Source organism: Nocardia sp. CDC519, assembly GCF_059509835.1.
In genome coordinates this window covers 5,362,662-5,387,325 of the sequence record NZ_CM183377.1, presented here as the reverse complement: position 1 = coordinate 5,387,325, position 24,664 = coordinate 5,362,662, and the positions used below count along the sequence as shown (strand labels likewise).

Annotated in this window: 21 protein-coding genes and 1 tRNA gene; 13 read left to right on the top strand and 9 right to left on the bottom strand. The window is 68.3% G+C overall.

Annotated elements, in window-relative coordinates:
• Nucleotides 1–30: 30 nt before the first annotated feature.
• Nucleotides 31–306, bottom strand: coding sequence for a hypothetical protein (locus AC5W7N_RS24300; protein ID WP_138446920.1), 276 nt, complete (start codon nucleotides 304–306; stop codon nucleotides 31–33).
• Nucleotides 307–628: 322 nt separating this feature from the next.
• Here AC5W7N_RS24300 and AC5W7N_RS24295 point away from each other — a divergent pair, with 322 nt between their 5' ends.
• The 3 genes from AC5W7N_RS24295 (at nucleotide 629) to AC5W7N_RS24285 (ending at nucleotide 3,366) form a co-directional block, all read left to right on the top strand.
• Complete coding sequence (locus AC5W7N_RS24295) at nucleotides 629–871, top strand: hypothetical protein (protein WP_174343912.1); 243 nt, start codon at nucleotides 629–631, stop codon at nucleotides 869–871.
• Between the two features lie 102 nt (nucleotides 872–973).
• Nucleotides 974–2,434, top strand: coding sequence for a DUF1254 domain-containing protein (locus AC5W7N_RS24290; protein ID WP_495922249.1), 1,461 nt, complete (start codon nucleotides 974–976; stop codon nucleotides 2,432–2,434).
• A 200-nt stretch (nucleotides 2,435–2,634) separates the two neighbouring features.
• Complete coding sequence (locus AC5W7N_RS24285) at nucleotides 2,635–3,366, top strand: TetR/AcrR family transcriptional regulator (RefSeq protein WP_280498739.1); 732 nt, start codon at nucleotides 2,635–2,637, stop codon at nucleotides 3,364–3,366.
• A 4-nt stretch (nucleotides 3,367–3,370) separates the two neighbouring features.
• Here AC5W7N_RS24285 and AC5W7N_RS24280 read toward each other — a convergent pair whose 3' ends face one another.
• On the bottom strand, nucleotides 3,371–5,101 hold the full coding sequence (locus tag AC5W7N_RS24280) for a TerD family protein (protein WP_495922246.1): 1,731 nt from the start codon (nucleotides 5,099–5,101) through the stop codon (nucleotides 3,371–3,373).
• A 156-nt stretch (nucleotides 5,102–5,257) separates the two neighbouring features.
• Here AC5W7N_RS24280 and AC5W7N_RS24275 point away from each other — a divergent pair, with 156 nt between their 5' ends.
• Nucleotides 5,258–5,755 (top strand): hypothetical protein, encoded by a 498-nt coding sequence (locus AC5W7N_RS24275; RefSeq protein ID WP_163814141.1) that lies wholly within the window; start codon nucleotides 5,258–5,260, stop codon nucleotides 5,753–5,755.
• A 59-nt stretch (nucleotides 5,756–5,814) separates the two neighbouring features.
• Here AC5W7N_RS24275 and pabB read toward each other — a convergent pair whose 3' ends face one another.
• A complete protein-coding gene (gene pabB / locus AC5W7N_RS24270; protein WP_495922244.1) occupies nucleotides 5,815–8,058 on the bottom strand; it encodes an aminodeoxychorismate synthase component I in 2,244 nt (747 codons plus the stop codon).
• 80 nt (nucleotides 8,059–8,138) lie between these two features.
• Here pabB and AC5W7N_RS24265 point away from each other — a divergent pair, with 80 nt between their 5' ends.
• Nucleotides 8,139–9,203, top strand: a complete 1,065-nt coding sequence (locus AC5W7N_RS24265; RefSeq protein ID WP_163814143.1) for a phosphotransferase family protein — start codon at nucleotides 8,139–8,141, stop codon at nucleotides 9,201–9,203.
• A gap of 203 nt (nucleotides 9,204–9,406) precedes the next feature.
• Nucleotides 9,407–10,537 carry an NDMA-dependent alcohol dehydrogenase gene (locus AC5W7N_RS24260; protein ID WP_130915644.1) on the top strand — a complete coding sequence of 377 codons (1,131 nt, stop codon included), beginning with the start codon at nucleotides 9,407–9,409 and terminating at the stop codon, nucleotides 10,535–10,537.
• A gap of 82 nt (nucleotides 10,538–10,619) precedes the next feature.
• On the opposite strand, the gene AC5W7N_RS24255 is transcribed toward AC5W7N_RS24260, so the two are convergent.
• Nucleotides 10,620–11,813, bottom strand: a complete 1,194-nt coding sequence (locus AC5W7N_RS24255; RefSeq protein WP_194990632.1) for a serine hydrolase domain-containing protein — start codon at nucleotides 11,811–11,813, stop codon at nucleotides 10,620–10,622.
• Between the two features lie 43 nt (nucleotides 11,814–11,856).
• Between AC5W7N_RS24255 and AC5W7N_RS24250 the strand changes: the two genes are divergently transcribed.
• The 6 genes from AC5W7N_RS24250 to AC5W7N_RS24225 all read left to right on the top strand — a co-directional run bounded on the left by AC5W7N_RS24250 (nucleotide 11,857) and on the right by AC5W7N_RS24225 (nucleotide 18,991).
• Entirely contained in the window at nucleotides 11,857–12,690 is an 834-nt protein-coding gene (locus AC5W7N_RS24250) for a serine hydrolase domain-containing protein (RefSeq protein WP_195021155.1), read from the top strand.
• Between the two features lie 95 nt (nucleotides 12,691–12,785).
• Complete coding sequence (locus tag AC5W7N_RS24245) at nucleotides 12,786–13,319, top strand: DUF3145 domain-containing protein (RefSeq protein WP_036534963.1); 534 nt, start codon at nucleotides 12,786–12,788, stop codon at nucleotides 13,317–13,319.
• Nucleotides 13,320–13,545: 226 nt separating this feature from the next.
• Nucleotides 13,546–14,655 (top strand): flavin-containing monooxygenase, encoded by a 1,110-nt coding sequence (locus AC5W7N_RS24240; RefSeq protein ID WP_495922242.1) that lies wholly within the window; start codon nucleotides 13,546–13,548, stop codon nucleotides 14,653–14,655.
• A 155-nt stretch (nucleotides 14,656–14,810) separates the two neighbouring features.
• Nucleotides 14,811–16,436: a LuxR family transcriptional regulator gene (locus tag AC5W7N_RS24235; RefSeq protein ID WP_163814147.1), complete on the top strand. Its 1,626-nt coding sequence runs from the start codon at nucleotides 14,811–14,813 to the stop codon at nucleotides 16,434–16,436.
• A 211-nt stretch (nucleotides 16,437–16,647) separates the two neighbouring features.
• Nucleotides 16,648–17,859 carry a glycosyltransferase family 87 protein gene (locus AC5W7N_RS24230; RefSeq protein ID WP_280213467.1) on the top strand — a complete coding sequence of 404 codons (1,212 nt, stop codon included), beginning with the start codon at nucleotides 16,648–16,650 and terminating at the stop codon, nucleotides 17,857–17,859.
• Nucleotides 17,860–17,950: 91 nt separating this feature from the next.
• Entirely contained in the window at nucleotides 17,951–18,991 is a 1,041-nt protein-coding gene (locus AC5W7N_RS24225) for a hypothetical protein (RefSeq protein ID WP_495922239.1), read from the top strand.
• Nucleotides 18,992–19,052: 61 nt separating this feature from the next.
• On the opposite strand, the gene AC5W7N_RS24220 is transcribed toward AC5W7N_RS24225, so the two are convergent.
• The 5 genes from AC5W7N_RS24220 to AC5W7N_RS24200 form a co-directional block, all read right to left on the bottom strand.
• A complete protein-coding gene (locus tag AC5W7N_RS24220) occupies nucleotides 19,053–19,493 on the bottom strand; it encodes an Rv1443c family protein (RefSeq protein WP_163814149.1) in 441 nt (146 codons plus the stop codon).
• A 215-nt stretch (nucleotides 19,494–19,708) separates the two neighbouring features.
• Nucleotides 19,709–19,780 (bottom strand) — tRNA-Val (locus tag AC5W7N_RS24215).
• A gap of 33 nt (nucleotides 19,781–19,813) precedes the next feature.
• Nucleotides 19,814–20,278 (bottom strand): peroxiredoxin, encoded by a 465-nt coding sequence (locus tag AC5W7N_RS24210; protein ID WP_014349919.1) that lies wholly within the window; start codon nucleotides 20,276–20,278, stop codon nucleotides 19,814–19,816.
• Between the two features lie 78 nt (nucleotides 20,279–20,356).
• Entirely contained in the window at nucleotides 20,357–20,779 is a 423-nt protein-coding gene (locus AC5W7N_RS24205) for a DUF3052 domain-containing protein (RefSeq protein ID WP_014349920.1), read from the bottom strand.
• Between the two features lie 117 nt (nucleotides 20,780–20,896).
• The gene (locus AC5W7N_RS24200) at nucleotides 20,897–21,454 is read right to left on the bottom strand and encodes an Rv2240c family protein (protein WP_163814150.1); all 558 of its coding nucleotides are present in this window, start codon (nucleotides 21,452–21,454) and stop codon (nucleotides 20,897–20,899) included.
• Between the two features lie 379 nt (nucleotides 21,455–21,833).
• Between AC5W7N_RS24200 and aceE the strand changes: the two genes are divergently transcribed.
• Nucleotides 21,834–24,629 (top strand): pyruvate dehydrogenase (acetyl-transferring), homodimeric type, encoded by a 2,796-nt coding sequence (gene aceE / locus AC5W7N_RS24195; RefSeq protein ID WP_195021524.1) that lies wholly within the window; start codon nucleotides 21,834–21,836, stop codon nucleotides 24,627–24,629.
• Nucleotides 24,630–24,664: the final 35 nt, after the last annotated feature.

Genomic DNA, 24,664 nt, shown 5'->3' with positions numbered 1-24,664 from the left:
CCGGCTACGCCGGCGGGCAGGCGAACGCGATCAGCCGATGACGGCGTTCATGATGGTGCCCGCACTGGTGGCGACCACACCACCGATCATCGCGCCGGCCACCATCTTCGGCGACTCCAGGCCGCCGCCGGTCCACTTCTCCCAGGCGAACTTGCCGCCCGCGTAGATGATGCCGCAGACCCCGGACAGCAGCACGAACCAGGTCAGGTAGCGGACGAGTTGGAGAATCTTCTCCGACATCGGCGGCGCTTCGGGAGTGGGGTTGCCGATTTGCGCGACGGTGTCGTAAACGGCGGCCAGGATCATCTCGCTGCTCACTCTGGTTCGGGGTGGGCGGGAACTCTTCGAACAAATCGTATCCGGTCATTCCGCCGATCGCAGTCACGTGGCCCTGAACTGGTGTTTCCGCGTCGCCGCCGCGGTCAAAACCGCTGTGTGCCAACACTTGCGGTATCCGATGAGGGTCCGGGATGATGGAGCGTGCGGGGGACACCACCGAACGCGTCGATTCGCTTGGTGCGGAACGTTTTACGCCCCTGAGCAGTGGATATCGGTTCGGTTGCACGGAGAGGGTAGGGACGTGAGTATCTCGACGTCACTGGTGGACACGGTCACGACGCTCGCGCAGATGAGCGACCCCACACCCGAGCCGCCGCCGCTGGCCGACAAGGCGCAGCAGTTCGTCCGGTACGCCACCTGGCTCGCCATGCTGTCGGGCATCATCAGCATCGTCTACGCGGGCGGCCGGTTCGCCTGGGAGAAGTGGAGCGGCGGTTCGTTGCAGTCGCCGAAGATGGTCGCCGGCGCGATGATCGGCGGCACGGTCGCCACCAGTGCGGGCACCATAATGAATGCCGTGCTCGGCACCTGAATCCCCGCGGTCGCGATGCCGGCCTGAGCCGGCAAATCGGTGGCTATACTTCCTCGCGTATCTCTCCACCTCCGGCGATCTCGGAAAGCAGGGAGTTCGGCGATGAGTCGCACCGCACCGAAGTACGCCGGGCCGACGGCGCCGGACTCGGCATCCGATGAGCGACCGGCGTTTTCCCGCCGCGCCGTGCTCGGGGCAATGGTCGCCGCGGCCGGTCTCGCGGCCTGCGGCGAATCCGCCGACGACGGTTCGGCCACGCCAACGGGCACCCCCGAGGATCGCATCGACGTCGCGACCGAGGCCTACGTCTTCGGCTATCCGCTGGTGCTCATGGACGCCAGCCGCGAAGCCATGACCGCAGGCATCGGGAACAACCGGTTCGTGCACGGCACCGCGCTGCCGGTGCCGAGTAGTCGGGGCGCGCGCCGGGTGGGCCTGGATTCGCTGTACTCGTCGGCGTGGCTCGATCTGCGCGCCGAGCCCATGGTGTTGCGGGTGCCCGCGATCGACCCGCGCCGCTACTGGATCATGCCGCTGCTGGATGCCTGGACCAATAGCGTGCACAACCCGAGCAGCGTGCGCCCGCAGGCCGAGAGCCCGCGGGCGCCCTACACGTATTTGATCTCCGGGCCCGAGTGGCCGGGCGAGGTGCCGGAGGGGATGCGGCACCTGCCGATGCCGACCAGGATGGTGTGGCTGCTCGGCCGGATTCAGGTGAACGGTCCCGACGATGTGCCCGCGGTCCGCGCGATCCAGGCACAGCTGAGATTGCTGCCGTTGAGCGCGTGGCCGCCCAGCGACGGCGAGCCGGCGCCGCCCGCTCCGGACGGGCCGGTGGAACTGCCGGAACCGCCGGTCGACGTGGTGGCGCGCATGCCCGCCGGCGACTTCTTCCACCGCCTGTGCCGGTTGATGGACGACAATCCGCCCGCCCCAGAGGACGCGCCCGCGCTCGACCGTTTCGCGACGATCGGCATCACCCCGGGCGGGCACCCCCGCGGCATCAGCGCCGAAGAATTGACCGCCGGGGCGGATACCGCGCAACGGCAGATCGCGGTATATCTCGACCCCGGGACCAGGACGGTCAACGGCTGGGTGATCAATACCGCCATCGGCCGCTACGGGACCAACTATTTGCTGCGGGCCTCGACCGCCGATCGCGGCCTCGGCGCGAATCTCGCCGAGGATGTGATGTATCCGACGCTGTTCGGCGACGCGGGCGACCAAGGGCTGCCGGTCCCGTTCCGGCTGCGGTTCGCGCCCGGCCAGACGCCGCCGGTGGATGCCTTCTGGTCGCTGACGGCCTACGGTCCCGAAGGGCATCTGGTCGCCAACCCGGCCGGGATCTACTCCATCGGCCATCAGATGCCGGTGGTATTCCAGCCCGACGGTTCGCTCGAACTCGCGGTCCAATACGCCGATCCCGGTACCGGAGTGCCCGCGGGTAATTGGCTGCCGATCCCGCCCGCGGGGCAGTTTTCGCTGGTGTTGCGCATGTATGCGCCGAAGGAAGCTGCCACGGGCGGTGCGTGGGTGCCGCCACCACTCGAACCGGTCACCTGACCAGGTCTGAATCGGGCATGTGGCGGCGGCGTCGACCGACCAGGGTGGGTTAACCGACATTACTAAACGGCGTTTACTCGTCGGCCGGTTGTGGTTACATCTCCTATCGGACCTACTCGAGGGTGCACGCCCGGGACCCGCAGGAGAACAGCCGTGACCACATCGCATGCCGCCGGTGTGCGCCGGGAGGTGGGCCCGGCGTGAACCTCCGGATCAGCCAACCCGTGCCGCGGGGGCGCGCGCCGGTGATCACCGACGCCGATATCCGGCGCGCCGCCCGTACTCTCCTGGTCGAGCACGGCGCGGACGCGGTCACCCTGCGCGCCATCGCCCGCTCGCTCGGCGTCACCGCCCCCGCGCTGTACCGGTACTACAAGTCGCTCGACGACCTGATGGAAGCCCTGCGCCTGGAGATCTGCGCCGACCTGGCCGCCGAACTGTCGGACCGGATCGCCGAACTGCCCGACGACGGTGCGGTCCAGTTCTTAGCCATCTGCCAGGGGTTCCGGCATTGGGCGCTGGCCCACACCAGGGAGTTCACGCTCGTGTTCGCCTCACCGGGCGCCGGACGCGGCGTGCGCGGCTTCGACGAGCCGTTCGGCCGGATCTTCCTCGCGGCGGCGGGCAGGCTGCTGGCCACCTACGACGTCATCACCCCACCCGCCGACGACATCCCGGATGAGCTGCGGGCCGACCTGCAACATTTCCAGGCCGAGCTGCTGGCCGCGCTCGCCGAGGCGGGCCAGCCCGCCGCCGCCGATCGCATCGACCTCGGCGTCACCTATCTGATGATCCAGATCTGGGCGCGCCTGTACGGGCACGTCACCCTCGAGGTATTCGGCAACTATCCGGTGCCGCTGTCGAACCCGGAGGTCCTGTTCGACACCATGCTGGCCGACCTCGGCCGCTCGGCGGGGTTCATCCCCGGCTGAGCGCTCAGATCCGCGCGCCCTTGGCGCGGTTGCAGGCCCGGCACAGGATCTGCAGGTTGGTGGCGCTGGTGGCCCCGCCTCGGCTGAGCGGAATGATGTGGTCGAACTCGAGGTAATGGCCGTCGCCGCATTCGACGCATCGCCCGCCGTCGCGCTGCCACACCTCGGCTTTCACCTCCTGCGGGATGCTGCGGGTATCGCGCTGCCCTGGGGTGAGGGCCAGGCGTTTGGCGACCCGGAGCGCACCCTCGACGGCCGCGGCGAGGTAATGCGGATCGTCGACCGCGAATCGGGCACCGCCGCGCGCCGACGTCGCGGCGATCACCACGGTGTCGGCGCCCGAGCTTTCCTCGCGTTCGATGGCGACCGAGACGATCCGTGACCACGGCAGCTCGATGCCGGAGTCGGAGCCGACGAAACGCAGCTTCTTGTTGCTGACGATCAACCGCCCGTCGGTGTACTTGGGTCCCTTGGCCAGTGCCCGGATCTGAGTGGCGCCCGCGTCGAAATGCACCCGTTCCTCGGGGTCCAGGTGCAGGCCGTGGCCGCGCACCGTCGGCAGATCGCCCGCGCGCAACCGGGTGAGGGTACGGCCGCGATGCATCCGGCGGTACAGGTCGTCGATGGCCGGCCCGCTCAGCCCGAGCTCGGCGATGGTCTCTTTGAAGCGTTCGAATTCCGGGCCCTCGATCTGGCCGTCGGCCATCGCGAAGGCCACCATCCGCTCCATATGGTCGAGGGCGAGCGGTTGCAGGGAAGCGCGCCCGGCGCGCTCGTCGATGCGCTGATACCGCAACGAGGCCCACAACTGTTCCCATTCGGGCCCCTGTGGCCCCGGACCGGACAGCACCCGCCAGACCTGGGTGTGCCAGTGGGTCAGGTACTCCTCGATCTCCTCGGCGCAGGCCCGGCACGGGTGGAAGCCGCCGAAGATCTTGCGCCGCCTGCGGTTACCGCACCGGTCGCAGCTGTGCGGAGGCACCGGCAGGCGCGGGCGGGTGTCGCCGGTCCAGTGGGAGCCGTCCCACCAGCGCAGCCGGGTGCCGTCGTGCGGGTCGACATGCCAGTCGGCGCGTTCGGGGTGCGGTGGCGGTGCCGGCTCGGCGGGTAGTTCCGCGATGACCTCGCGACGCAATGTCAGCGTCGGCGCGGTGCGCGACTCCTGGGTGAGCACGCCGCCCGGCGCACGTTGTGCGCGCTCGTGGGCCGCCGGTGGGGTGGTCTGGCCGCCGGGCTCGTCGACGGCCACACCGAACTCGGTGACCAGCCCGGCCATTCCGGACTCCCAGCCCTGCGCCACGGCCCGGAATCGCCACTGCCCCGCGCGCCGGTAGAACTCGCCGAACATCATCGCCGCCACCGGCTCCGAACCCTCGATCTCGAACACCGCCACCGCGCCGTCGGCATCGTGCACCGTCACGGTGAGGCCGGCGACGTCGGCGAAGCTGCCGTCGTCCATCGAGCCGGACAGCACGATGCGCGCGATCTCGGCTTCGGTGCGCGGCAACGACACACTCAGCCGTGCCGTGCCCGCCGGTGCCGCCTGATCGAGGGTGACAGCCTGGGAGATGTGCCTGGGCGCGTTGTAGAACACCAGATCACGATCGTTGCGCACCGTGCCCGAATCCGTGAGCAGCAGCGCGTGCGCGTCCACCGCATGCTCCGAACGCCATGAAACAACCACGGCTAGAAGCGAAGTCGGTACCGGCGCGTTCGCGCCCTTGCTGAGTTTCATCGTTGTCGAACTATGCCACGGCCCTCCGACAGGCCCGGCGGACAGCCGGGGCAGCCGATCGCCGTCCGTGAAACGGTGGCCGCGCGGCCACCGACACCCTCGGGCCCTGCGTACCCAATCCTGTCGCATCGGCGCAGGTTGGGGCACAGTAGTGCTATGACGAATCCGAAGGATGCGGGCAAGCAGCCGCCGGGGCGGGCGCCCGGATCACGGAAGGTGCCCAACCCGGGCGACGTCCTGGCCGCGGCCCAGTCGGCGGTGGAGGCGGCCCAGACCGCTGCGGGCCAGGCCTTGGATGCCGCGCGGATGACCGCCGGCTACTCCTTCGACGCCGCGGTGCGCCTGCCACCGGCCTCGGCGCAGCTCGCCGCGCAGCTGCCCGACCTACTGGACAACCTGTCCACCGCCATCGATCGGCTCAACTCCACCATCGATCGGCTCGATCGCACGCTGGCTCTGGCCGATCCGGCCTTCGCCGCCTACGACCGGCTGCTGCCGCGCCTGGAAGCGATGATCTCCCTCGGCGAGGACCTGTTCGGTGCGCTGTCGAAGCTGCCGGGAGTGAGCATCCTCGGGCGGCTGGCGGGTCGTGCCGAGGACACTCCGGCGCCGGATCCGAAGGATCAGGGGCAGGGGCGGTCCAAGCGTCGATAGGGCTGCACCACCTCGTCCGAAAAATGCCTCGCCGCTCCCGACGGGCGGACCGGGGAGTTTCACTCCACGGAAGCCGCTTCGCGGGGGACGGAGTAGTGGTTCCGGTGTCGTCCGGCGGCACCCGTAGCGCTGACGGCACGATGGGTGGCCGCCGCCTTCAGCACCATCTCCGCGTACTCGTCCTCCGGTACCGAGTCCAGCACGATGGCGCCGCCCGCGCCGATCTGCCAGCTGCCCTCGTGCAGCACGGCGGTGCGGATCACGATATTGAGGTCGGCGGTGCCGCCCAGTCCGAGGAATCCGATGGTGCCCGAATAGACCCCGCGGGCCCGGGTCTCCAGTTCGTCGATGATTTCCATGGTGCGCAGCTTGGGCGCGCCCGTCATCGAGCCGCCCGGGAAACACGCACGCACACAATCGATCACGCCGGCGCCGGGGCGCAGGATGCCGCGGACCGTCGAAACCAGCTGGTGCAGTGTCGAATACGTTTCGGTCGCCATCAACTTCGGCACGTGCACGCTGCCGATCTCGCAGACCCGGCCGAGATCGTTGCGCAGCAGATCGACGATCATCAGGTTCTCGGCCCTGGTCTTGGGACTGGAGGCCAGTTCCCGGCACAGTCGTTCGTCCTCGGCGGGAGTAGCTCCGCGCGGCGCCGTGCCCTTGATGGGCTTGCTCTCCACGGTGCGGTGCCGATCGATCTTCAGGAAACGCTCCGGGGAGGAGCAGGCGATCTCGAGGTCGCCGAAGCGCAGGTACGCCGCGTAGGGGGCGGGGTTGCAGCGGCGCAGCGTCCGGTAGACGTCGAGGCCCTCGGCCGTGGCGGGCACGGTGACGGTATCGGTCAGGCAGACCTCGTAGGATTCGCCCGCCCGCAGTGCGTCCTGGCAGATGGCGATGTCGATCAGGTAGCGCTCCCGGCCCCGCTCGAGCGCGGCGGCGACGGCACCGGGATCGGCGTCGATCGCGAGATCGGGTGGATTGGCCCAGGTGGGCAGGGATGCCAGCGCCTGTGCTGTGGTGCGCAACCAGTCGACGGCGGCGGAATCGTCGGAAGCAGTCAGGGCGAGCAGATGGGTGCGTCCCGCCTCGTGGTCGACCACCACCAGCCGGTCGGCGAAGATCCACTGCGCGTCCGGCGTCCGCGCCCGATGCGCGGCCGTGGCCCCGCACTCGGCCTTCACCTCATAGCCGAGATAGCCGACGTAGCCGCCGGTGAAATCGAAGGGCAGATCGGGCAACTCGATCCGCCGCTCCCGCAGTCGCGCATCGAGATAGTCGAGGATCCGTCCCGGTACGGTGTGCTCACCGTCGGCCCCGGTCACCGTCACGACCCCGGAGCCGACCCGGTAGCGCACGACCTCCGCCAGCGGACCGCTCGCGTCGCCGAGGAACGAGAACCGGTCCAAGCCGGGCTCGACGTGCTCACTGTCGAGCCAGAACGCCGTCGTGGAATTCGCGTACAGCCGCAGGAATATCGCTTCGGTATCCACCGCCCGCTCGATCACGAGGTGCTCGAGCCGGAGTGGATCGGCTCCGGTAGCCGAGTCGCCGTGAGCGCCGTTCGGTTCCGGGGTCGCGGCGGCGCGGCCGGCGGGCTCGGCTTCGGCCATCGGAGAGGGCGACCGACGGCCGGCAGGCGAGGTGATCGGGTTGTCGGCCGTCACCCGCGCGGATGGCGGCCCGAGTGCGCTCGGCGGCGAACTCGCCGTGCGGCTCCGGTGGCCCGCCGTCAGCTTCGCGAAGTTGGCGAGAATCGCGGCTCCGTGCTCGCTCGCGATCGACTCCGGGTGAAACTGAACGCCCCATCGCGGACGGTGGCGATGCCGCACGCCCATCACCACACCGTCCGACGATCGCGCGGTCACCTCCAGCGCATCGGGCAGCGGGTCGGCCGCGCACAGCGAGTGGTAGCGCACCGCGGTGAACCGCTGCGGCAGACCGGCGAACAATCCCGTGCCGTCGTGGTCGATCCGATCGAGATAGCCGTGCCGGGCGGCCGGCGCCGCGTCGACGATTCCGCCCTCGGCCACCACGATCGCCTGATGACCGAGGCACACGCCGAGCAGTGGCAGGTCGGTCTCGCGGATCACCGCCGCCGAGACGCCGACATCGCGCGCGACGTCGGGCCGACCCGGGCCCGGCGAGATGACGACGTTGTCGAACCGGTCGAGGCGCAGCTGCCGCACCGCCCGCGCCTCATCGTTGCGCACGACCGTCGGCTCGATCCCGTATACCTCGCTGATCAGCTGATACAGGTTGTAGGTGAACGAGTCGTAGTTGTCGATCAACAGCGTGCGCATGGTGGTCCGAACCCTACGCTTCGGTGCGATCGGGAAACTGCTGTCAGCTGCCTTCAGATTTGCGCGCGCGGTGGTGCAGAATGTGGGGCATGTCTGTTGCGCAACCGGTAGGTGTGGACCGCGAGGTCGTCGATTTCGCCGTGGTCGGGAAGTGGATGACCGAACAGGGGCTGCCCGAGGGGGAGTTCGAGGCGGTCACCGAACTCGGTGGCGGCACCCAGAACATCATGCTGCGGTTCCGGCGCGGTGGGCGCGACTATGTGCTGCGGCGCGGGCCGAAGCATCTGCGGGCCAAGAGCAACGAGGTCATCCGGCGGGAGGCCCGCCTGCTCGGCGCGCTGGGCGAGACCGAGGTGAAGGCGCCGCGGGTGATCGCCGCCTGTACCGACGAATCGGTGCTCGGCGCCGTCTTCTATCTGATGGAACCGATCACCGGCTTCAATCCGCAGAACGAACTGCCCGAACTGCACGCGGGCGATCCGGAGGTGCGGCGGCAGATGGGTCTGTCGGCCGTCGAGGCGATCGCGCGCCTCGGCTCACTCGACTACCAGGCGCTCGGGCTGGCCGACTACGGCAAACCGGAAGGCTTTCTGGAGCGGCAGGTTCCGCGCTGGATGGGCGAACTCGAGTCCTATTCGGCCAACGAGGGCTACCCGGGCCCGGAGATCCCCGGTGTCGAGCGGGTGGGGGAGTGGCTGGACCGCAACCGGCCCGCGCAGTGGACTCCTGGCATCCTGCACGGTGACTGCCATCTGGCCAACATGATGTTCTCCTACGACGGCCCTGAGGTCGCCGCCATGGTCGACTGGGAGATGTCGACCATCGGCGATCCGCTGCTGGACCTGGGCTGGCAGATCGCCACCCGGCCGGTGCCGGGTACGACCGGCGCGGCCTTGGTGGGCAAGCTGGGCGCCGTCGGCGGGCTGCCGACGCCGCAGGAGATGGTCGACCATTATGCGAAGTTCTCCGAGCGCGATCTGAGCGCCGTCACCTGGTACACCGTGCTCGCCTGCTTCAAGCTCGGCATCGTCCTCGAGGGCACGCACGCCAGGGCGTTCGCCGGTAAGGCGCCCAAACAGGTCGGCGATTTCCTGCACGCCATCACCCTCGAGCTGTTCGAACGGGCGCACGGCTTGATGGAGTAACCGTGCTGCGCCGATCGCGTGGCTTCGCTGTGCCCACTCGTGCCCGTCGACGGCCTCGCTGCTGAAAACGGGTTCCAATAATAGAACGTGTTCGCGCTGCTCGCGGGGCGCGGTAGATGAATTTCTGTCAGATACTAGAACGCGTTACAGTTTTCTCGTACTGTGGGTGCAGTCACATTGAAGCACGCGAGAGGTCGACAGGAATGAAGACGAAGGGCGCGATCCTGTGGGGGATCGATGAGCCGTGGTCGGTGGAAGAAATCGAGATCGGCGACCCGGTCGCCGGCGAGGTGCAGATCCGCATGGAGACCGCGGGCATGTGCCATTCGGACCATCACATCGTCACCGGCGCGACGCCGATGCCGAGCTTCCCCGTCATGGGCGGCCACGAAGGCGCGGGCGTGATCACCAAACTCGGCCCCGGCGTGCCGAGCGACCTCCAGGTCGGCGACCACGTCATCCTGTCGTTCATCCCGGCCTGCGGACGCTGTCCGGCCTGCGTCGCGGGCAACATGGCGCTGTGCGACCTCGGCGCGGGCCTGCTGCTCGGCCAGGCCATCAGCGACGGCACCTACCGCATCCAGGCCAGGGGCGAGAACGTCATCCCGATGTGCCTGCTCGGCACGTTCTCCCCGTACATGACGGTGCACCACACCTCGGTGGTGAAGATCGATCCGTCGATTCCGTTCGAGGTCGCCTGCCTGGTCGGCTGTGGTGTGCCCACCGGCTTCGGTTCCTCCACCCACGTCGCCAACGTCATGCCGGGTGAAACCGTGGTCATCGCGGGCATCGGCGGCGTCGGCATGAGCGCGCTGCAGGGCGCGGTGCTCTCCGGCGCCTCCAAAGTGGTTGCCATCGACCCCAACCCGTGGAAGCGGGAGCAGGCCCAGAAGTTCGGCGCCACCCACACCTACGCCAGCATGGCCGAGGCCATCATGCCGCTGATGGACGCCACCGAAGGGCGGATGGCCGAGAAGGTCATCCTCACCATGGGTGAAATGCACGGCGACTACATCGAAGAAGGCCTGATCCTCACCGCCAAGGCCGGCACGCTCGTCGTCACCTCGATGGGCCGCATGGACGCCGGCGAGGTGAAGATGAACAGCTTCCTGCTGTCCATGCTGCAGAAGACGGTCAAGGGCTGCATCTTCGGCGGCGGTAATGCCCGCCAGGACGCCCCGCGCCTGCTCTCGCTCTACAAGAGCGGCCAGCTCAACCTCGACGACATGGTGACCCGCACCTACTCCCTCGAGGAGATCAACCAGGGCTACCAGGACATGCTGGACGGCAAGAACATCCGCGGCATCATCAAGTACACCGACGCTGATCGATGACGATTACCGCTCGGCGAGCAGCGTGACGATCCGAATGATCAACTCCGCGGGATCGGCTCGCCGAGCGGTATCGGCGGTCGGATCAGCCGGCGCAACGCAGTAGTGCCTCGCGCAGATTGCGGCTGCGGACGTCGTCGAGGACGGCCATGCCGAGGCGGTTCATGACATAGCCGAAGCCGAATCCGGTGCTGGGATCGGCGAATCCGAAGGAGCCGCCGAGGCCGGTGGTGCCGTAGGCGCGTTTATCGGAGCCGAATCGGAACGCGCCGCGCGATTTCCGGAAGCCGAGGTGGTAGCGGCTCTTGGTGTGCAGCACCAGATCGTCGGCGGGGACGTCGTCGGCGGTGTCGGCGGCGGCCAGTCGATCCACTACCGCATCGTCGATGGGAAGCGTGCCGGTGCGGCCGGCGGCGGCGCCGTAGATGGCAGCGAGCGCACGGGCCGAACCGACGCCGCCGTGGCTGGCCACGCCGAGGTCGAGGAATTCCCGCCGCGCGGCACGGGCGGGGGCGCCGAAGCGCGGATTGGTCAGCGCCGCATAGGACAACCCGCGTTTGGCGTAGACCTCGGCGCCGATGCGCAGCGGGATATCGCGTTCATAGCGCAGGATGTCCAGGCCCTTGGTGGCGGACAGGACGGCGACGCGGTCGAGGCTCTGCTCGGCGGGCAGGCCGATGAAGAAGTCCAAGCCCAGCGGCGTCGCGAGTTCCTCGGCGAAGAAGCGGCCGATCGTGCGGCCCTTCGGATCCACCCGGCGCAGCAATTCGCCCTGGTACAGGCCGAGAGTCAAGGCGTGATAGCCGTGCCGGGTGCCCGGCCGCCACGCGGGTTTCTGCGCGGCCAGGATCTCGGCCAGCCCATCGAGATCGGCGACTTGGGCCGCCGTCACCGGACGATCGAGCCCGGACAGCCCGGCTTGATGATCGATCAACTGCCGCACCGTGATCGCGTCCTTGCCCTTCGCCGCGAACTCCGGCCAGTACTTCGCCACCGGCTGGTCGTAGTCGAGCAGGCCCTGCGATACCGCCGTCGCGAGCGCGAATGCCGCCATCCCCTTGGTCGAGGAGAACACCGGCACGATGGTGTCGCGTTCCCATGGCACGGCCCGTGCGCGATCACGGTGACCGGCCCACAGATCCACCACCGGCCGAGCACCGTCGTAGATCGCCACAGCGGCGCCGATCTCGCCGTGCTGGGTGAAATTGCGGCGGAAAGCGTCGGCGACGGGGCCGAAACCGGCCGCCACATCGCCGTGGATCGTGGGCTGCGCACTCATGGTTACTCGATCGTATCGGGGCTCGTCTCGTAGGCTCGGCTGCGTGCGCGCACTCGAGCAGATCAGCGAATGGCCGGTCCGGCATGCGGCGGCCGGCGTGGTGTTCGGCGACGGTGAGACCGCTGTCGCTGGCGACGCCGACCGGGTCTTCCGGTTGGCCTCGGTCACCAAACCCCTTGCCGCCTACGCCGTGCTGATCGCGATCGAGGAAGGCGCGATCGAACTCGATCAGCCCGCCGGGCCGCCCGGCTCGACCGTGCGGCATCTGCTCGCGCACACCTCGGGGCTGGCCTTCGACACCACCGAGGTGATGGCCGAGCCAGGGCAGCGGCGCATCTACTCCAGCTCGGGATTCGACGTGCTCGCCGATTTCGTCGCCGGACAGACCGGTATCGCGTTCGACGAATACCTGCGTGACGCGGTGTTCGCACCGCTGGGCATGACCGCGTCGGTGCTGGACGGATCGGCCGGTCACGCCTGCCGGTCCAGTGCCGCCGACCTGCTGCGCTTCGCCGCGGAATTGCTGCGTCCGCAGCTGATCTCGGCCGAGACCCACGCCGAGGCGACGACTGTCCAGTTCCCTGGACGCAATGGCGTTCTGCCCGGCTATGGCTCGCAACGTCCCAACGACTGGGGGCTCGGATTCGAAATCCGCGATGGGAAAACCCCGCATTGGACCGGCTCGGCGAACTCGCCGCGAACCTATGGCCATTTCGGCCAATCCGGAACTTTTTTGTGGGTCGACCCGGAAGTCGGTTTGGCGTGTCTCGCCTTGAGCGACGAGAATTTCGGCGATTGGGCACGGGCGGTGTGGCCGCCGTTCAGCGATGCGGTGATCGCGGAGGCGACACGCCGAAGCAACTCGTCGGCTAAGTAACAGGTGTAACACCGGACACTCGAGTACACTCGGGCAACGCCAGTTCGACGGACCGTTGGGGAAGACGTTCCTCGTCGAAGCTGGAGGTGTCTGTGGTGCGCGCATCGAGTCAGTTCGCGGATGCGACGGCGGGTGTGGTCTACATCCACTCGTCGCCTGCCGCGCTGTGCCCGCACATCGAGTGGGCCCTCGCCTCTGCTCTCGGAGCCCCCGCCAAACTCCGCTGGACCGCCCAGCCGGCCGCCGCCGGCCAACTGCGGGCAACCAGCGACTGGGTCGGCCCTGTCGGCACCGCCGCGCGCATCGCCCAAGCCCTCCGCTCCTGGCCGGTGTTGAGATTCGAAGTGACCGAGGACCCCAGCGAAGGCGTGGACGGCGAGCGCTACAGCTTCGTCCCGGCCCTCGGCCTCTGGCACGGATCCACCAGCGCCAACGGCGACGTCACCATCGGTGAGATGCGCCTGCGCGTGATGTTGCAAACCGCACGCGAACTCGACAAATACTCCGGTTACGACCTGGCCGCCGAACTCGACCGCGCCCTCGGTACGGCTTGGGACGAAGACCTCGAGGTCTATCGCTGCGGCAGCGAGGGCGCGGAGATCACCTGGCTGCGTCGCGACGTGGGGTAGCCGGGCCGTAGCGGGCGTGGGCGGACCGCCACAGCGATATCGCGTCGGCAGAACGCGAGCGGTCGCCGGCACCCGCAGCCGATCCGTACCCGGGATCCAGCGCGCCTGGACATGGGTGATTACGTGCAGGATCGCACCCACTCGAATGGGCAATTCGCCCGAAGCATGCGCCCGCAGCCGAACCATAGCGTCGAGAGCCTCGTAACCATCGGTTCAGGAGGCGACCATGACCACCCAGCACATCGAGACACTCATCATCGGGGCCGGACAGGCCGGACTGGCGACCGGGAGCGCGCTGCGCCGACGGCACCGGCCATTGCTGATCGTCGACCGCAATGACCGCATCGGCGACAACTGGCGGCGCCATTACGATTCGCTGCGCCTGTACTCACCCGCGAAGTACGACGGGCTGCCCGGGCTGCCGTTCCCGTCCGCGGATCCGTGGAGCTATCCGGGCAAGGACGACGTGGCCGACTACTTGGAGCGGTACGCGCTGCACTGGGATCTGCCGGTGCGTATGCGAACCGGTGTCGATCGCTTGACTGCCCGGCCAGGCGGAGGATTCGTGGCGCGGCTCGGCGGCGACACCATCACCTGCGACAACGTCGTCGTCGCGACCGGCACCTTCGGCCGCACGCCCTACATCCCGGACTTCGCCGCGGAACTGGATCCGGCGATCACCCAACTGCACTCGAGCCGGTACCGCAGGCCCGGGCAGTTGGCGCCGGGGCCGGTGCTGGTGGTTGGCGCCTCGCATTCCGGCACCGACATCGCCTACGAAGTGGCCGGCACCCACCGGACCATCCTCTGCGGCCGCGACTGCGGCCAGATCCCGGTGCGGTGGGACCGCCCTGCCATCAGGTTCGCCATGCCGGTGCTGGTCTTCCTATGGCGGCATGTACTCACCCGGCGCACCCCGATCGGCAGGAAGGCGATGCGTGAGGTGCGCTTGCACGGCGGACCCATGCTGCGGGTCAAGCGGGCCGACCTGGCCGAGCGCGGGGTGCGCCGGAATACCGCCCGGATGAGCGGAGTCCGCGATGGGCTCCCGGAACTGGACGACGGCACGGTCGTCGACGTGCAGAACGTCGTGTGGGCGACCGGGTTCCGTCAGGTGTTCGATTGGATCGATCTGCCCGTCATCGGCGAGGACGGCTGGCCGAAGGAATATCGCGGTGTGGTCGACGATATGCCCGGCCTGTACTTCTGCGGCTTGAGTTTCCAGTACGCATTTTCCTCGATGGTGTTTCCCGGAGTCGGTCGGGACGCGGAGTATGTCGCGCGACGGATCGATGCGCGGGTACGGGAGCAGACCGCTGTGCGGGCGGCGGCCTGAGGTTCATCCGGCCGGGCGGGCCGGTCCGGCGGCGCTACCGGACGATCCGGCAACGCCGCCCCGCCGGCAGGCAACGAGATGCCGGGCCGGGCCTCGCTCAGCGAGCCCACCGCGGCGCCGAACTGCGCGTATCGTCCTGTAACAGGTGATGCGCTATGAGCGTTGTCGACAGTTTGCGGCAGGCTCGTGAGGCCTACGAGCGGCGGGAATGGGTGGCGGCTTTCGAGGCGCTGTCCGCCTCGGACGCCGAGGCCTTGCGCGGCGACGATTTCGCCCGGCTGGCCACCGCCGCCTATCTCACAGGCCACACCAACGACAGCATCCAGGCGATGCAGCGGGCCTATCAGCTGCACGTGGACGACGGCAATCGGCTCGCCGCCGTCCGGTGCGCGTTCTGGTTGGCACAGACCCTGCTGATGGCCGGCGAATCGGCGGTCTCCGGCGGCTGGGTGGGCCGGGCCCGGCGCCTACTCGACGAGGTGGGCGACGATGTCGTCGAACATGGCTATGTGCTGGTTTCGGTGATGCTGCGCAACGTCTTCGCCGGTGAATACCCGGCCGCGGCCGCATGCGCCGACAAGATCATCGACTACGGTCGCCGCTACGGCGACCCCGACCTGACCGCGATGGGCCTGTCGGCGCACGGCAGGCTGGCACTGTACGGCGGGGACGTGCGGGGCGGGCTCGCGCTGATGGACGAAGCGATGGCATGTATCGCGGCAGGCGGCGTCTCGACGATGTTCGCCGGGCACATCTACTGCTCGATGATCGAGGCCTGTCAGGAGATCTCGGACCTGGGCCGGGCGGAGCAATGGACAGTGGCGTTGACGAACTGGTGCGCCGACCAACCCGGCCTGGTGTTGTTCACCGGCCAATGCGCGGTGCACCGCGGGCAGCTGATGCGCCTGCACGGCGCCTACGAGGCAGCCCTCGAGGAGTTCGCCCTGGCGGTCCGCCGCTACCTCATCGCCCAGTCACCGGCCGCGGCCGGTCTTGCGCTGGCCGAGCGCGGTGATGTCTTGCGGATCCGCGGCGCGTTCGACGAGGCCGGCGACGCTTACACCGGGGCGATCGATTACGGGCATGAGCCACAGCCCGGGCTGGCACTGCTCTGGTCGATCCGGGGCCGTACCGCCGCCGCGCTCGGAGCGGTGCGCAGATTGGTCGCCGAAGCGGCGGACCCGGTGCACCGCTGCCGGCTACTGCCCGCGGCGATAGACATCCTGCTCGCGGCAGGGGAGACGGACGAAGCGGTGGCGCTGAGCCACGAGCTGGCCGAGATCGCCGCGAACTTCGGCTGCGCGCCATTGCACGCGATGGCGGCGCGGGCCGCCGGGTGCGTCGCGATAGCGCGCGGCGACTGCGCCATGGCCGTTCCGGAGCTGCGTCGCGCGGTCCGCATCTGGACCGAGCTCGGGGCTCCGTACGAGACGGCGCGCTGCCAGGTCGATATCGGTCGAGCGCTGCGAGCGCTCGGCGATGAGGATTCGGCCCGATCGGAACTCGCCGCCGCGCGTCGGGTCTTCGCCGAACTGGGCGCCGCGCCCGCCGAACGCGAGGTCACCGCACTGCTGACCCCGCGGGCGCCGGCCGGGCTGTCGCCCCGTGAGCTCGAGGTGCTGCGTTTGGTGGCAGCCGGACACAGCAATACCGACATTGCGTCCGCGCTCGTGCTCAGCGAGAAGACGGTAGCGCGGCATCTGTCCAATATCTTCACCAAGCTCGATGTCACCTCGCGAACCGCTGCCGCCGCCTTCGCCTACGAGCACGGGCTGACCTGACGCGGGCCGGACGCACCTCGTTCCCATCGACAGGCCACGTTTGTGTATGGTTGCCGAGGTCGTCGAGCAGTGGGGAGGTGGTCGGAATCCGAACACGCCGGGAAGCAGGATCGACCGGGAACGACGCCCAGCCGAGTCCGGGGCCACACAACACACACCCCTCCTTATGACACATAGTCTGCTCACATCGCCCACACGGTGGGTCCGGGTAGTGCCGTGGTGTATTCCGGCGCTGCTCGCGATCGTCGTCGCCTTCTGGCTGTCGGACCACATCTCCCGAGGCTTCATCGATCTCGAGGTCTACCGGATCGGCATCGACACCCTGCGCGATGGCGGCGACCTGTACGGCGATCTGCCGGAAACGTCGTTCGGCATCGGACTGCCGTTCATCTACCCGCCCTTCGCGGCGCTCGCGCTGTCACCGTTCGCGCTGCTGCCGTGGAATGTGGCCGTCGTCAGCTACTTCACGGTCTCGGTGGCCGCGCTCGCGCTGACCCTGTTCCTGGTGGCCCGCCGGATGTGGCCGCACCAGCGTGGCCTCGGCTGGTGGGCGGCCGCGACCGCGCTGCCGTTGACGTTGCTGCTCGAGCCGACGGTGTCCACGCTGGACTTCGGTCAGGTGAACCTGATCCTGATGGGCCTGGTCGCCGCCGACTGCCTGCCCGAGAAGACCAAGTGGCCGCGCGGTGTGCTGGTCGGTATCGCCGCCGCGATCAAGCTGACCCCGGCCGCGTTCGTGCTGTACTTCCTGGTGCGTCGTGACTACAAGGCCGCGATCACCGCCGCCGCCACCGGCGCGACGGTCACCGCCCTCGCCTTCGCGGTGCTGCCGCGCGAATCGTTCGAATACTGGTTCGGCGGCGGCAACATGTCCGGACTGTCCGGATCGGTGTTCCACACCAACCAGTCCATCCAGGGCGTGCTCGCCCGCTTCGGGATCTCCGGTATCGCCTTCACCGCTCTTTGGCTGGTGCTGGCCGCGCTGGCGCTGGTGCTGGTGTACACGATCATGCGCAAGGTGGCCGATGTGCCGCCGCTGGCGCTGTTCGCCAACGCGCTGCTCGCCCTGCTGGTGTCGCCGATCTCGTGGTCGCATCACTGGGTGTGGGTGGCGCCCGGTCTGCTGATCATGGCCGCGTACGCGAGCCGGCTGCCGCGCCAGGCCGCGATCGCCTGCTCGCTGGCTGTGATCGCCGCCGCCTGGGTGTTCTACATCGCCCCGCACGAGAACGTGCCGCAGGGTGAGGATCGGGAGCTCGGCTGGTCGATCGGGCAGCACGTGGTCGGCGACGCCTACGTGTGGGTGGCACTGCTGATGCTGGCCTGGATCGCATTCGCGCGGTCGGCACAGCTGCGCGGGAAGCCCGCCTCGCCTGCGGTGCAGGAAGCGCCCGCGGACGAACGGAGCCCGGCCACACGGTGAGCCGCCGCGCTCGGCCGGGCGGAGGATCGACCGAGAAGCTCGCGCCGAGGTGGTGGTGCCGTGGGGTCGGCCGCCTGCCTTGGTGAATCGGGTGTCGGCTGTCGAGAAAGGACTCGTCTCTCGGCGCGTAGGACCGGAACTCCGCAGGGGCGCAACTAGGCTCGGCGCCGTGGCGAACGAACTGGTGCTCAATGGTGACGCGCGCGCTCGGGCAGCTGGGCGTTCGTGCTGGCGGATGACGCTCTTGGGCCTGGTTGCCCTGCTGCTCGGCTGCTCCGGCCCGGTGGGCGTGGCTTCGGCGCAGGACTGGGAGGTGGTCCGGGAGATCGCGCTGCCGCCGACGTACGCGGGGACCGTGGACAACAGCGCCGACTGCCGACGGGAATATCAGACGCGCGGATTCGAGCCGGCGTCGGCGGATGGCACCCGCCATCCGCTGTTCCTGTACTTCGTCGGCACCAATTTCGGCAAGGACCCCCAGGCCGATCTGCTCGGCAATATCCCCGCCGCGAACGCGGTGACCGCGGCGATGGCGCGCCGCGGCTTCGTCGCCCTCATGGTCGATTACGACAACACCGTGCTCGCCCTGGCCGGCGATCACGGAAACCAGACCCGCTGCCTGTTCGCGCCGCACGAACCGCGCAGCCTGCTCCGCGCGGCCTGCGCGCTGGACACCGTCGACTGCGATCTCGGTATCGCCACCTGGGGACACAGCCAAGGCGGTGCGGTCGCTCACCTGGCGCCCAACCACGACCCGCGGGTGCGCGCGGTGTGGACCACCGGCTACGGCGGCGACATGCGCTCGGTTCTCCCGGTGAACCGCCTGCGGGTGCTGGCCGGTGAGAACGAGAACAACGGCAAACCCGAGGTCCTGAACAAGGCCGCCGGTTTTACCCCGCAGCAGTGTCCGGACGACGGCCGCAGCCATTGCCTGCGCGCCGACGGCAGCGGCTGGGTCATCGTCCGCAGGTCCGAGGTCCAGACCACCGCCGACCACTGCTGGTTCTACCGGCACACCTGCTGGGCCGCCGAAACCTTTCTGGAACCGAGCTGGACCGATCGTCGATCGACCAAGCCGTACGCGATCGAACCCAACGCCGATTGGGTGGCGGAGGTTGTTCGCTCGCCGTGAGCGGAGGGCGTGCGCGGAAACCGGATCAGCTGAATCTGTGGGCGTGCGTGCGGTGCGTCATTCAGCCGGCGATTATCCCGGCGAAGGTGCGCCAGCGGCGTTGGCGGTGCCGGAACAACAACGTGACGAACTGCCGTAGGCCGAATGCGCGCCAGCCGTCTTCGATCTCGATCTCGTCGGTGTAGCGGCAGCGGTTGCCGCCGAGTGGGGTGAAGGTGAGGCGATGGTTCCAGACGCGCACCGGGCCGCCGTGCTCGTTGGTGTAGATCTCGGTGGGTTCGAGCCGTACCACGGTCATGTGGTGGGTCCACGCGGGGATGACGCCGAACATCCACATCCGCGCCACCCCCGACGCGCCCGCCTCCAGCCGTTCCGGCAGGTTCAGTCCGGTCATCCGAATGATCGGCGCCAGAACGTATTCGAACATCTCCGGCTTCTGCGCCAGCCGCCAGGCCTCCTCGGCGGAAATCGGCAGCTCGGTCGACACCGACACCGTGCTCATTCCGCCATCCTTATCGCAATTGCCTCCCGGCGCAACGACTTCCGCGCTGCGGCGTCCGGTTACGGAGATCTATCGCAGGTTTTCGCGTGGGCGCGGTCAGGGGTTCGGTGCACGGCCGTGGACACAGCGGGGGCCGCGCCCGTGTGAGGGACCGTTAGCCGGCGGGCTTCGCAATTCAAGACGCCCCGGTCTGCGGGAGACCGAGGGCGTGCCGGTGGGCGCAGAGGGGTTCGAACCCCCGACCGCTGGTGTGTAAAACCAGAGCTCTACCACTGAGCTATACGCCCGGGCGCTGCCGGTGGGTAACCGGCGGCGACGGGTTATGAATCTAGCGCGGCGAGCGCTTTCTCCCAAGCTGCCTGGTCACGGGGCTCGCCGGGGGCGTTCATCTCCGCGAAACGGATGTAGCCGTCCTTGTCGACGACGAAGGTGCCGCGGTTGGGGTAGCCGGATTTCTCGTTGAACACGCCGTAGGTCTGGGCGACGGCGCCGTGCGGCCAGAAATCGGACAGCAGGGGGAAGGTGTAGCCCTGTTCGGCGGCCCAGATCTTGTGGGTGGGCGGCGGGCCGACCGAGATCGCGATGATCTCGGCGTCGTCGTTCTGGAACTTGGGCAGCTCGTCGCGCACCTTGCACAGCTCGCCCTGGCAGATGCCGGTGAACGCCAGCGGGAAGAACACCACGAGCACGTTCTTCTTGCCCCGGAAATCCGACAGGCTGACTTCCTGGTTGTTCTGATCCTTCAGCGTGAAGTCCGGCGCGAGGGTGCCTACCTCGAGTGGCATCGCTGATCCTCCATCATGTCGGGCCCGGCCGGGCGGCGCGTACACATCGCCCGGCCGCAACCTTAGGTGAAACGCCGGTCAGCGCTGTTTGGAGGGTGCCTTCGGCTGGACGAGGCGGCTGCCCGCCCAATCGCCGAGGCTGATCGCCGAGGTCTGGGTCAGGCCCGCGGTGGGGGCTGCCTCGGCGATCTCGCTGGGATCGACATGGCCGGGCTGGCCGGTCTTGGGGGTGAGCACCCAGATGAAACCGTCGTCGGCGAGCGGTCCGATCGCCTCCATCAGCTCGTCGACCAGGTCGCCGTCACCGTCGCGCCACCAGAGCAGCACGACGTCGATGACCTCGTCGGAATCCTCGTCCAGCAGTTCCGTTCCGATGGTTTCCTCGACGTCGGCCCGAAGGTCGTCGTTGGTGTCCTCGTCCCAGCCCAGCTCCTGGACGACCAAGCCGTGGGTGATGCCAAGCTTCTGAGCGAAATTCTGCGCGTCCGCCGCGGCGACCACGGTGGTGTCCTCCTCAATATGCCGACTACAGGTAGGTGCAAGCGAACATGGTTATCGGCCGCAACGCAAGCCGATCCGATGAATTGGCCACCGGATGTCGCGGGAAATCGAGTGCGATCAGCGCGCCGAGCAGTCGTCACGTACCGCGTTGCGCGCGTCGTTGACCCGGCGGCTGGCGTCGTTGAGCGGGCCCACCGGCGCGGTGTAGTGCATACCCCTGGTGGCCTGCGCCAACGCCCGCGCGGCGGTGACGTACTCGGTGAGCTTGCCCTTCAGGTCTTCGGGCAGATCGTCCTTGGCCGCGTTGACGCCCGCCTCGACCTTGTTGGCGGCGTCTTCGAGGGTGGTCGCCGCGGTATCGCGCTTGGCGTCGTAATCGGGGGCGTTCGAGTCGTGCGCGTCGACGAACTCGTTGTATTTGCTGACCCCGACGCCGGTGATGACGGGGAACTGGCCGCAGTTGTCGGCGATGGCCTTGGCCTGCGCCGCCGCCTTGCGTGAGGAGGTGGCCGCCGCCGAGGACGACGCCGCATAGGTCTTGTAGGCCGACAGGTCGGCGGCATTGGGCGCGGCGGTGCCGTCCACGCTGTTCGAGCAGCCCGCGATCGTCGCTCCCGCGATCAGCGCTGCGGCCGCGCACACCAGCCCGACCCCGCGTGGGTCCAGCAGTTTCATCGTCCTCCCCGCTCTCATTTCTCGTGTCCTGGTCGATATCCGGGCAGCCCCCGAACACCGGTCCACACCGGAAACTGCCGAGTAACCCGTCGAGGAGAAACCGTACTGGATTTGTGGCTGACATGATGACCTGGGACGCATCCTCGGCAAGGATGGAGGGTGCGCCCGGACTTTCGTAAACGGGTGGTCCGCCCACCAGAGTGGCCGCCCGGGGAAACAGACGCCATCAGCTTGTCCGCCCCATGTACGAGGAGCAGATTTGACCGACCTGATCCACTCTTCCGCTCCAGCGCAACCCGCTGTACCCGATTCCACGCCGCCCGGTGCCCGCGACGCGAACGGATCGTCCGCCGGCCGTCAGACCGGCGAACGGGTCCGGGTGATCCGCGAAGGCGTGGCGTCCTACCTGCCCGATATCGATCCGGAGGAGACCAGCGAATGGCTGGAATCCTTCGACGACATGCTCGACCGGGAGGGCCCGGGGCGTGCGCGCTATCTGATGCTGCGCCTGCTCGAGCGTGCCGGTGAGCGCCGGGTCTCCATTCCCGCGCTGACCTCCACCGATTACGTCAACACCATTCCCACCGAGAACGAGCCGTGGTTCCCCGGCGACGAAGAGGTCGAGCGCCGCTATCGCGCCTGGATTCGCTGGAATGCGGCGATCATGGTGCATCGCGCGCAGCGCCCCGGCATCGGCGTGGGCGGCCATATTTCGACCTACGCGTCGTCGGCGGCGTTGTACGAGGTCGGTTTCAATCATTTCTTCCGCGGCAAGGATCATCCCGGCGGCGGCGATTCGATTTTCATCCAGGGCCATGCCTCGCCCGGTATCTACGCCCGCGCCTTCTTGGAAGGCCGGCTGTCCACCGATCAGATGGACGGGTTCCGGCAGGAATACAGCCACGGCGGTCCCGGTAAGGGCCTGCCGTCGTATCCGCATCCGCGCCTGCTCGACAACTTCTGGGAATTCCCCACGGTGTCGATGGGCCTCGGTCCGATGAACGCGATCTATCAGGCGCGTTTCAATCATTACCTGCACGATCGCGGCATCAAGGACACCTCCGATCAGCACGTGTGGGCTTTCCTCGGTGACGGCGAGATGGACGAGCCGGAATCGCGCGGGCTCATCCAGGTCGCGGCGAACGAGGGTCTGGACAATCTGACCTTCGTCATCAATTGCAATCTGCAACGCCTGGACGGCCCGGTGCGCGGCAACGGCAAGATCATCCAGGAGCTGGAGTCGTTCTTCCGCGGTGCGGGCTGGAACGTCATCAAGGTGATCTGGGGCCGCGAGTGGGACTCGCTGCTCGGCGCCGACCGCGACGGCGCGCTGGTGAATCTGATGAACACCACTCCCGACGGCGACTATCAGACCTACAAGGCCAATGACGGCGCCTACGTGCGCGATCACTTCTTCGGCCGCGATCCGCGCACCAAGGCACTGGTGGCGGACCTGTCGGATCAGGAGATCTGGAACCTCAAGCGCGGTGGCCACGACTACCGCAAGGTCTACGCCGCCTACGCCGCGGCGATGGCGCACAAGGGCCAGCCGACGGTGATCCTGGCCAAGACCATCAAGGGCTACACCCTCGGCAAGCACTTCGAGGGCCGCAACGCCACCCATCAGATGAAGAAGCTGACGTTGCAGGACCTCAAGGACTTCCGCGACCTGCAGCGCATCCCGATCAGCGACGCCGAGCTGGAGAAGGATCCGTACCTGCCGCCGTACTACCACCCCGGTATGGAGGCCCGCGAGATCCAGTACATGCTGGATCGGCGCAAGGCGCTGGGCGGGTTCCTGCCCGAGCGGCGCACCACGGCCAAGCCGCTGAAGCTGCCGGGTGACGAGGCCTACCGCTCGGTGCGCAAGGGCTCCGGCAAGCAGAACGTCGCCACCACGATGGCGCTGGTGCGGCTGATGAAGGAGCTGTTGCGGGACAAGGAGATCGGCAAGCGGATCGTGCCGATCATTCCCGACGAGGCCCGCACCTTCGGTATGGACTCGTGGTTCCCGTCGCTGAAGATCTACAACCGCAACGGCCAGCTCTACACCTCGGTCGACGCGGAACTGATGCTGGCCTACAAGGAGAGCACGGTCGGCCAGATCCTGCACGAGGGCATCAACGAGGCCGGTTCCACCGCGTCGTTCACCGCGGCGGGCACTTCATACGCCACCCACGGTGAGCCGATGATCCCGCTCTACATCTTCTATTCGATGTTCGGGTTCCAGCGCACCGGTGACGGCCTGTGGGCGGCCGCCGACCAGCTGGCGCGTGGGTTCGTGCTCGGCGCCACCGCCGGTCGCACCACGCTCACCGGCGAGGGCCTGCAGCACAACGACGGGCATTCGCTGCTGCTGGCCTCGACCAACCCGGCCGTGGTCACCTACGATCCGGCGTTCGCGTTCGAGATCGCCCACATCGTGCGTGACGGCCTGCGCCGGATGTACGGCGGCGGTAAGCCCGACACCGGCCCGTACGCCATGCCGGGGATCGAGTCGCACACCCGCGACGAGGCCGATGTGTTCGGCGGCGAGAACGTCTTCTACTACATCACCCTGTACAACGAGCCGTACCAGCAGCCGGCCGAGCCGGACAATCTGGACGTGGCCGGGCTGCTCAAGGGTATCTACCTGTACAAGCCGGGTGCCGACGGCGATGTGCGTGCGCAGATCCTCGTCTCGGGCGTCACCGTGCCCGACGGTGTGCGCGCGCAGGAACTGCTCGCCGAATGGGGTGTGGCCGCCGATGTGTGGTCGGTGACGTCGTGGGGTGAGCTTCGCAAGGAAGCGCTGGCCAAGGAGATCGCGGCGTTGCGCGCGCCCGGCACCGACGCGGCCGTGCCGTACGTCACCGAGGCGCTGTCTCGGGTCCAGGGCCCCTATATCGCGGCCACCGACTGGATGCGCGCGGTGCCCGATCAGGTGCGTCAGTGGGTGCCGGGTGAGTTCGTCACCCTCGGCACCGACGGTTTCGGCTTCTCCGACACCCGTCCGGCCGCGCGCCGGGTGTTCAATGTCGACGCCGAATCCATCGCTGTCGCGGCGCTGGAGGCCCTGGTGCGGGCGGGCAAGGTCGAGCAGTCGGTGCTCGCCGAGGCGGCGCAGCGCTACCGCATCGACGACGTCGACGCCGCGCCGAAGCCGGTGGCGGGCGCGGACGGAGAAACCGAATAGCGCACCATTAGAGGGTGGATCGAAAACCGCCGCGG

Bases quoted from the DNA above. Each gene is read 5' to 3' on its own strand.
- AC5W7N_RS24300 (WP_138446920.1), bottom strand. From the start codon at position 306: ATGATCCTGGCCGCCGTTTACGACACCGTCGCGCAAATCGGCAACCCC.
- AC5W7N_RS24295 (WP_174343912.1), top strand. From the start codon at position 629: ATGAGCGACCCCACACCCGAGCCGCCGCCGCTGGCCGACAAGGCGCAG.
- AC5W7N_RS24290 (WP_495922249.1), top strand. From the start codon at position 974: ATGAGTCGCACCGCACCGAAGTACGCCGGGCCGACGGCGCCGGACTCG.
- AC5W7N_RS24280 (WP_495922246.1), bottom strand. From the start codon at position 5,101: ATGAAACTCAGCAAGGGCGCGAACGCGCCGGTACCGACTTCGCTTCTA.
- AC5W7N_RS24275 (WP_163814141.1), top strand. From the start codon at position 5,258: ATGACGAATCCGAAGGATGCGGGCAAGCAGCCGCCGGGGCGGGCGCCC.
- pabB (WP_495922244.1), bottom strand. From the start codon at position 8,058: ATGCGCACGCTGTTGATCGACAACTACGACTCGTTCACCTACAACCTG.
- AC5W7N_RS24265 (WP_163814143.1), top strand. From the start codon at position 8,139: ATGTGGGGCATGTCTGTTGCGCAACCGGTAGGTGTGGACCGCGAGGTC.
- AC5W7N_RS24260 (WP_130915644.1), top strand. From the start codon at position 9,407: ATGAAGACGAAGGGCGCGATCCTGTGGGGGATCGATGAGCCGTGGTCG.
- AC5W7N_RS24255 (WP_194990632.1), bottom strand. From the start codon at position 11,813: ATGAGTGCGCAGCCCACGATCCACGGCGATGTGGCGGCCGGTTTCGGC.
- AC5W7N_RS24240 (WP_495922242.1), top strand. From the start codon at position 13,546: ATGACCACCCAGCACATCGAGACACTCATCATCGGGGCCGGACAGGCC.
- AC5W7N_RS24235 (WP_163814147.1), top strand. From the start codon at position 14,811: ATGAGCGTTGTCGACAGTTTGCGGCAGGCTCGTGAGGCCTACGAGCGG.
- AC5W7N_RS24220 (WP_163814149.1), bottom strand. From the start codon at position 19,493: ATGAGCACGGTGTCGGTGTCGACCGAGCTGCCGATTTCCGCCGAGGAG.
- AC5W7N_RS24210 (WP_014349919.1), bottom strand. From the start codon at position 20,278: ATGCCACTCGAGGTAGGCACCCTCGCGCCGGACTTCACGCTGAAGGAT.
- AC5W7N_RS24200 (WP_163814150.1), bottom strand. From the start codon at position 21,454: ATGAAACTGCTGGACCCACGCGGGGTCGGGCTGGTGTGCGCGGCCGCA.